The organism is Bradyrhizobium sp. SUTN9-2 (assembly GCF_003122645.1).
GTDB lineage: Bacteria > Pseudomonadota > Alphaproteobacteria > Rhizobiales > Xanthobacteraceae > Bradyrhizobium > Bradyrhizobium yuanmingense.
The window spans coordinates 814,382-821,287 of sequence record NZ_LAXE01000001.1 but is presented as its reverse complement, the minus strand read 5'-3'; the positions used below and the strand labels follow the sequence as shown (position 1 = coordinate 821,287).

The following is a 6,906-nucleotide window of genomic DNA, read 5'->3' as shown; positions in this document are numbered from 1 at the left end:
CAAAGGCGCTCTGCGCCGTGCCCACCACCTCTCCTCACGGCCATCACGGTGGGCACGCTTCGCTTTGCCCACCCTACGAGAGCTCGCTGTGGACAAGCATTTTCCCCACGCCAATCCATGCTAAGACGCATTTCCTATGCGTCTTTCCCTGACAACCTGGAACATCAACTCGGTGCGGCTACGCATCGACCTGGTCGCGAAATTTCTCAAGAGCGCGCGGCCAGAAGTGCTGTGCCTGCAGGAGACCAAGTGCATCGACGATGCTTTTCCGCTGAAGCGCTTCAAGCGGCTCGGCTACGAGCACGTCGCGCTGAACGGTCAGAAGGGCTATCACGGCGTCGCCATCATCTCGAAGATCCCGTTCGAATCGAAGGACATCCGCACCTTCTGCGACAAGGTGGATTCGCGCCACATCTCGGTGTCGTTCGGTGAAAAGGCGGGCATCGCAAAACCACTGGTGCTGCATAATTTCTACGTGCCCGCGGGCGGCGACATTCCCGATCCCGCGCTGAACGAGAAATTCGACCACAAGCTCCGCTTCCTCGACGAGATGAAAGCGTGCGAGCCGCTGCATCCGCGCGGTGAGGACCGCCACATCCTGGTCGGCGATCTCAACGTCGCCCCGCACGAGAACGACGTGTGGTCGCACAAGCAGCTGCTGAAAGTGGTCTCGCACACGCCTGTCGAAACGGAGAAGCTGAAGGCGGCGCTCGCGGCCGGCGAATGGGTCGACGTCGCGCGCGAGCGCATCCCGATGTCGGAGAAGGTCTATACGTGGTGGAGCTACCGCTCCGCCGACTGGACCATCGGCGATCGCGGCCGCAGGCTCGACCACATCTGGGTCTCGCGCGCGCTGAAGGATGCAGTCAGCGATTTCAGGATTCTGCGCGATGCGCGCAGCTGGGAGCGGCCATCGGACCACGTGCCTGTGACGGTGACGCTGGAGGTGTGAGCCGCCCTCGTCATTCCGGGGCGCGCCACTTGGCGCGAGCCCGGAATCCATTCATCAACTGACTCTGCCGCTCAATGGATTCTCAGGTGCGCAATTGCGCACCATAGTTCGCGACTTCGTCGCGCCCCGGAATGACGAGGGCTCAGCTCGTCAGCTTTGCACCCGCCATCAGGATATCACTGGCAATCTGGCTGGAGCGCACCGCGAACTCGTCGCGCAGGCGCACCGCCGCAGCGGGATCGCTTTCGAGCACGCGCTGGAACAGGCTGCGGGCGACGCGGATGACGGAGGAATGCTCCAGCGCGACCGCGCTCGACGGCCGCTTCATCGGCACCACCAGCGCGAGCTCGCCGATCAACGCGCCGGGACCGGCGATCATTTCGGCGCCGGCGCCGTCCTCGACCCGGAAGGCGCCGCGCTGGACCACGAAGCCGGCGTCGGCGTCGTCGCCGAGATTGAACAGCACGTCACCGCGGACGAAATCACGCTGCTCCGAGCCGATCGCCAGCATGCGCAACGAGGCGTCTCCCAACAGGCGCAGTGTCGGGACACGCTCGAGAAGCGCTACATCATCGTCGATTGACATTCAGGTCCGAGGCTCGAAGGCGTGCGATCTAAAACGATTCGCACGCCATCGAAGCGTATCACGGCACCAGCTTGTAGCCACCGGCTTCCGTCACCAGGATCTCCGGGTTGGCGGCGTCCTTCTCGATCTTCTGGCGGAGGCGGTAGATGTGGGTTTCCAGCGTGTGCGTGGTGACGCCGGAATTATAGCCCCAAACCTCCTGGAGCAGGGTCTCGCGCGACACCGGCATCTGGCCGGCCCGGTAGAGGAAGCGGAGAATTGCGGTTTCCTTCTCGGTGAGGCGGACCTTGCGGGCATTGGCCGCGGTCAGCATCTTCGAGCCGGGACGGAAGGAGTAGGGTCCGACCGAGAACACCGCGTCCTCGCTGGCTTCATGCTGACGGAGCTGGGCGCGGATGCGCGCCAGCAGCACCGCGAAACGGAAGGGCTTTGCCACATAGTCGTTGGCGCCGGATTCCAGGCCCAGGATCGTGTCGGAATCGGTGTCGTGCCCGGTCAGCATGATGATCGGGGCCTTGAAGCCGCCCTTCCGCAGCGAGCGGACAACCTCGCGGCCGTCGGTGTCGGGCAGGCCGACATCCATCAGAACCAGATCGGGGGAATTGGCCTTCGCGGCACTGGCGCCCTTGGCGCCGGTATCGACCGCAGAGGCTTCGAATTCTTCGTGTAGCGATAATTGCTCCACCAACGTGTCGCGCAGATCGGTATCGTCATCCACGATCAGGATCTTGCGGGCATTGGCCATGGGGGGTCATCCTTTTGGGGTCCGGCTCGGCGGCACATCCATGCCGCACCCAGCCGCGAGGGGAAGTTTAAGGTCGCCGTGATTATTGTTGTTCGTGTTGAAGTAGTGGGCTGTTACCGATTCACAAGCCAGAAGCACTCTAACTCAGAATAGCAGGACGTTTGGATGAATGTCCTGTAATGAATTCGACATTGCACGTTCACATGAAAAACAAAGCAGCTTCAGTCGGTTACATCAGGAATCGAGGCCCCGGGCCGCTCTCGGCGATCCGCGTTAAGCCTGCTGCCGGCAATCCGCGCCGAGGCTGGCTGACGGCGGGAGCGCTGACCATTCCGGTTGCGCTGGGGCGAGGCGGCATTCTCGCCAACAAGCGCGAGGGCGATGGCGGCACCCCCAGAGGCAGCTTCCGGCCCAGGCAATTGTGGTGGCGGGGCGACCGGCACAGCCGTCCCCGGACGTTCCTGCCGGCCCGGATGATCACCGGCGTGGACGCCTGGTGCGAGGATCCGCGGGACCGCCGTTACAACCAGAGCATCCGGCTCGGCGAGGGGCAGGGCGGCGACCGGCTCCGGCGCGCCGACCATCTCTACGACTTCATCATCGAGATCGACCACAACACCCGGCCCCGCATCGCCGGCCGCGGCAGCGCGGTGTTCCTGCACCTTGCCCGCGACAATTTCGGCCCGACCGCCGGCTGCGTCTCCATGACGAAATCCGCCATGCTGCAATTGCTGCGGCGCCTGGGCCCGCGCACAAAGATCATCATCGGGTGAGGCACACCGCCGTCATTGCGAGGAGCCCTTGCGACGATATTGACAGCGTTCGGGCGGCATCCTCCCTCGCCAACGGCAACTAACGATGACCGAAGATCGCGCTGCCGACGCGCACATGGGTGGCGCCGAGCATGATGGCGGTCGCGAAATCGGCGCTCATGCCCATCGAGAGATTCGTCAAGCCATTGCGCGCGGCGATCTTGGCGGTGAGCGCAAAGTGCGCGGCGGGCGGCTCGTCGACCGGCGGGATGCACATCAATCCGGAGATCGTCAGCCCGTAGGTGTCGCGGCAGCTTGCAATGAAGGCATCGGCCTCGCCCGGGGCAATCCCGGCCTTCTGCGGCTCCTCGCCGGTGTTGATCTGGACGAACAGCTGCGGGTGCCTGTTCTGGGATTCGATTTCCTTGGCTAACGCTTGGCAAATGCTCGGACGGTCGACCGAATGGATGGCGTCGAACAGCGCAACCGCCTCTTTCGCCTTGTTGGATTGCAGCGGCCCGATCAGATGCAGCGCGATATCGGGGTAAGCAGACGTTAACGCCGGCCACTTGGCTTTGGCCTCCTGCACCCGATTCTCGCCAAATACGCGCTGTCCTGCGGCGATAACCGGGATAATTGCATCCGCCGCGAACGTCTTGGACACGGCGATCAGCGTGACCGAGGCGCGGTCACGCTGCGCGTCCCTGCAGGCGCGTGCAATTTCGGCTTCGACCGCGGCGAGCGCGTTTGGTGAATGGCCGGTGACCGGCGCGACGTTGGCTTCCGTCATGACGTCTCTTGGTTGTGACCTTAGCCCGAGTTAGGTCCAATTTTACCGAGTTCAAGAAACAGTTTTTGAACCCTTCGCTTTACCTTAGCCCGCGGGGTGGGTAGCGAAAATGGCAAGCGTCAGTCTCAACCGCAAGCGCGCGAAACTCAAGCAGGTTCTCGGTATCCGGGCGCGGCTTGCGTTGCTCGCGGTGATTCTCGTGACGCCCTTGATGATCGAGCGCATCCGTTCCCTCGAAGACACGCGCGCGCGGCAAGTTGCGCAGGCCGCGGCTGAATTCACCACGGTGGCGAGGCACAGCGCCGATGCGCAGCGCCAGGTAATCTCGTCGGTCGAGACCATTCTGAAATCGGAGGCCTTCATCCGCGCCTCCGCCGGCGGCATCAGCAAGAGCTGCGACGTGCTGCGCGCGAGCCTGCCGTCGAGCCTGCCCTGGATCCGCACGCTTCTGATCGCCGGCCAGGACGGCCGCATCCAATGCGCCACCAACAACATGTATGTCGGCCTCGATCTCAGCGACCGACCGTACTTCCAGCAGGCCCAGGAAACCGGCCGCTTCGTGCTGAGCGACTTCATCATGTCGCGACCGGTACCGTCGCCAACGGTGATGGCGGTCTATCCGGTCTCCGCCTTCAGCGGTGTGGCTGATGCCGTCGTGCTCGCCACCGTCAATCTCGACTGGATGTCGAAGGTCATGAACAATCTGGGCGGTCGCGCCGGCATCACTGCGGTGCTGGTCGACAGCGCGGGCACCGTGCTGGCGGCCCCGGCCGATCAGCACAGCGCGGTCGGCCGTCCGCTCGACAACATGCCGCTGATGTCCGCGATCGCCGACAAGGCGCTGCGCTCTGATCAGGATGAGGGTTCGCTGTCCTTTCTCGCCGCCGACGGCTCCCGCCGCGCGGTCAGCTATATCCGCATCGCCGGCACCAATGCCCGCCTGATCGCCAGCATCGACGAAGACAAGGTGTCCGCAGCGGTCAGCCGCGACATCCGCACCGCCTATCTGCAGCTCGCCTTCGTGCTCATGTTCGTCCTGCTCGGCGCGCTGATCGCCGCCGAAAAGCTCGTGATCAAGCCGATCGAGATGCTCGCCGACATGGCCAAGCGGCTCGGCGAGGGCGACCTGTCGGCGCGCGCCGCGCGCAATCGCCTGCCCGCCGAGTTCGTGCCGCTGGCCCGCGCGTTCAACGCGATGGCCGCGCAGCTGAGCCAGCGCGAGCGCGAGCTGATCGCAAGCAACGACCGCCTGACGGTGATGGCTTCGATCGACATGCTGTCCGGTCTCGCCAACCGCCGCGGCTTCCAGAGCCGGCTGGATTTCGAATGGATGCGCGCGCAGCAATATGGCAGCGAGCTGGCGCTTCTGATGATCGACGTCGACCATTTCAAGCTGTTCAACGACACCTACGGCCATCTCGAAGGCGATTCCTGCCTGACGCGGCTCGGCGAATCACTGTCCGGCATCGCCGCCGACACGATGGGCTTCGCGGCCCGCTACGGCGGCGAGGAGTTCTGCCTGCTGCTGCCGAACACCGACGTAACGCGCGCCGTCGCGATCGGCGAGCAGGTGCGTTCGTCCGTGCTGAGGCTCTGCCTGCCTCACATCACTTCGAACCACATGATCGTCACGGTCTCGATCGGCGTCGCCGCGACCAAGCCGAGCGAATCCTTGCGTCCCGGCGACCTGATCGAAGCCGCCGACGCCGCGCTCTACGCCGCCAAGCATCGTGGCCGCAACAATGTCGTCGAGCACGGCGTGCAGGCGATCGCGACCGGCACGGCCGAGATGATGATGGTGGCGAGCGCCTAAAGCGCTGGTTCTTCACCTCGCCCCGCTTGCGGCGTCTGAACTGTGCACTGCCGGACACGATAGATTCCACATCGTCATGGCCGGGCTTGTCCCGGCCATCCACGCCTTGCCCACAGCACAAAGAACGTGGATGCCCGGGACAAGCCCGGGCATGACGGCCTATCGTCTCGCCCGAGCTAGCCCGCAGCGCCGGCGCGATCGAGCTCGATCTCCGTCACCACACGATTGCGGCCGCCGCCCTTGGCGAGATAGAGCGCACGGTCGCAGCGTTCGATCAGATCCGTGATCGCCTCGCCGACCCGGAATTGCGCCACGCCGATCGACACGCTGATGCCGGGCAGAGTCTCGCCGGTCGAGCGACGCGTGATCGTGCAATCTGCGATCGCGCGCCTGATCCGTTCGGCGATCTCGGCGCAAGCGGCCAGATCGGCGTCCGGCAGCACCGCGATCAGCTCCTCGCCGCCATAGCGGGCCGGCAGATCTTGCGCGCGAACCTTCTCGCGCAGGACCTTGGCCATCAGGCGCAGCACCTGGTCGCCGACACCGTGGCCGAAATTGTCGTTGAACGACTTGAAGTGGTCGATGTCGAGCATCAGCACGCTGAGCGGCTCGCCCCATTCCGCGGTCGTCTGCGCCTTGCGCAGGAATTCGTCGAGGGCCCGCCGGTTCGCCAGCCCGGTCAGCGTGTCGGTCCGGGCGCGCTGCTCGGACCGCGACAGCGAATCGCGGATCACGTCGAGTTCGCGGGTCTTTTCCGCAAAGCCTGCCTCCAGCCGCGTCGCCCGCGTGGCCGCCCGCGCCAGCTCGTTCATGAGCTGGGCAACCAGCAGCTTTGGATCGACGCCGGCCTTGCCCTGGTCAGCCACCTGGCTGATGACCTGCATTTGCGAATGATTGTCGGCGATCGCCGTCGTCAGAAACTCCTTCGCCGTCCCCATCAGCGCCTGCAGCCGCTCGGAGGTGTCGACCACGACGGCACTCACCTGCGGCGCGACGTAGGTCTCGAACAGATCCTGATTGGTTTGGGCGTCGAAGGGACGATTGTGGTCGATCAGGAGATCGATCGCGTTGCGCAGATCGTCATGGCTGCCCGCCAAATACTGGAACCAGACGGCAAAGTTGGCCGGGGTCGGTGCAATCCGCTGTTCGGCCATGCTCCGCATCGCCCGCCCGGCGACGGACGTGGCATAGTCGTAATCGGGATCGTCGAAGCTGGAATCCATGTGCGGTAACGCGACCTTGTCGGGCTGCAACTTGGCATCGACGCC

The 6,906-nt window shown here is 64.5% G+C and carries 7 protein-coding genes; 3 read left to right on the top strand and 4 right to left on the bottom strand.

The window, feature by feature from the left end:
- Positions 1 to 136 precede the first annotated feature (136 nt).
- Positions 137 to 952, top strand: coding sequence for an exodeoxyribonuclease III (locus XF30_RS03880; protein WP_036003067.1), 816 nt, complete (start codon positions 137 to 139; stop codon positions 950 to 952).
- Between the two features lie 142 nt (positions 953 to 1,094).
- Here XF30_RS03880 and XF30_RS03875 read toward each other — a convergent pair whose 3' ends face one another.
- Entirely contained in the window at positions 1,095 to 1,538 is a 444-nt protein-coding gene (locus XF30_RS03875; protein ID WP_025033074.1) for a Crp/Fnr family transcriptional regulator, read from the bottom strand.
- 58 nt (positions 1,539 to 1,596) lie between these two features.
- Positions 1,597 to 2,283, bottom strand: coding sequence for a response regulator transcription factor (locus XF30_RS03870; protein WP_008142830.1), 687 nt, complete (start codon positions 2,281 to 2,283; stop codon positions 1,597 to 1,599).
- Between the two features lie 203 nt (positions 2,284 to 2,486).
- Between XF30_RS03870 and XF30_RS03865 the strand changes: the two genes are divergently transcribed.
- A complete protein-coding gene (locus XF30_RS03865; protein ID WP_036003068.1) occupies positions 2,487 to 3,056 on the top strand; it encodes a L,D-transpeptidase family protein in 570 nt (189 codons plus the stop codon).
- A 79-nt stretch (positions 3,057 to 3,135) separates the two neighbouring features.
- Here XF30_RS03865 and XF30_RS03860 read toward each other — a convergent pair whose 3' ends face one another.
- Positions 3,136 to 3,825: a YggS family pyridoxal phosphate-dependent enzyme gene (locus tag XF30_RS03860; RefSeq protein WP_036003069.1), complete on the bottom strand. Its 690-nt coding sequence runs from the start codon at positions 3,823 to 3,825 to the stop codon at positions 3,136 to 3,138.
- Between the two features lie 109 nt (positions 3,826 to 3,934).
- Here XF30_RS03860 and XF30_RS03855 point away from each other — a divergent pair, with 109 nt between their 5' ends.
- On the top strand, positions 3,935 to 5,638 hold the full coding sequence (locus XF30_RS03855; RefSeq protein WP_109141973.1) for a sensor domain-containing diguanylate cyclase: 1,704 nt from the start codon (positions 3,935 to 3,937) through the stop codon (positions 5,636 to 5,638).
- 176 nt (positions 5,639 to 5,814) lie between these two features.
- Here the strand turns inward: XF30_RS03855 and XF30_RS03850 are convergent, their stop codons facing one another.
- Positions 5,815 to 6,861: a GGDEF domain-containing protein gene (locus XF30_RS03850; protein ID WP_502696075.1), complete on the bottom strand. Its 1,047-nt coding sequence runs from the start codon at positions 6,859 to 6,861 to the stop codon at positions 5,815 to 5,817.
- Between the last annotated feature and the right edge of the window lie 45 nt (positions 6,862 to 6,906).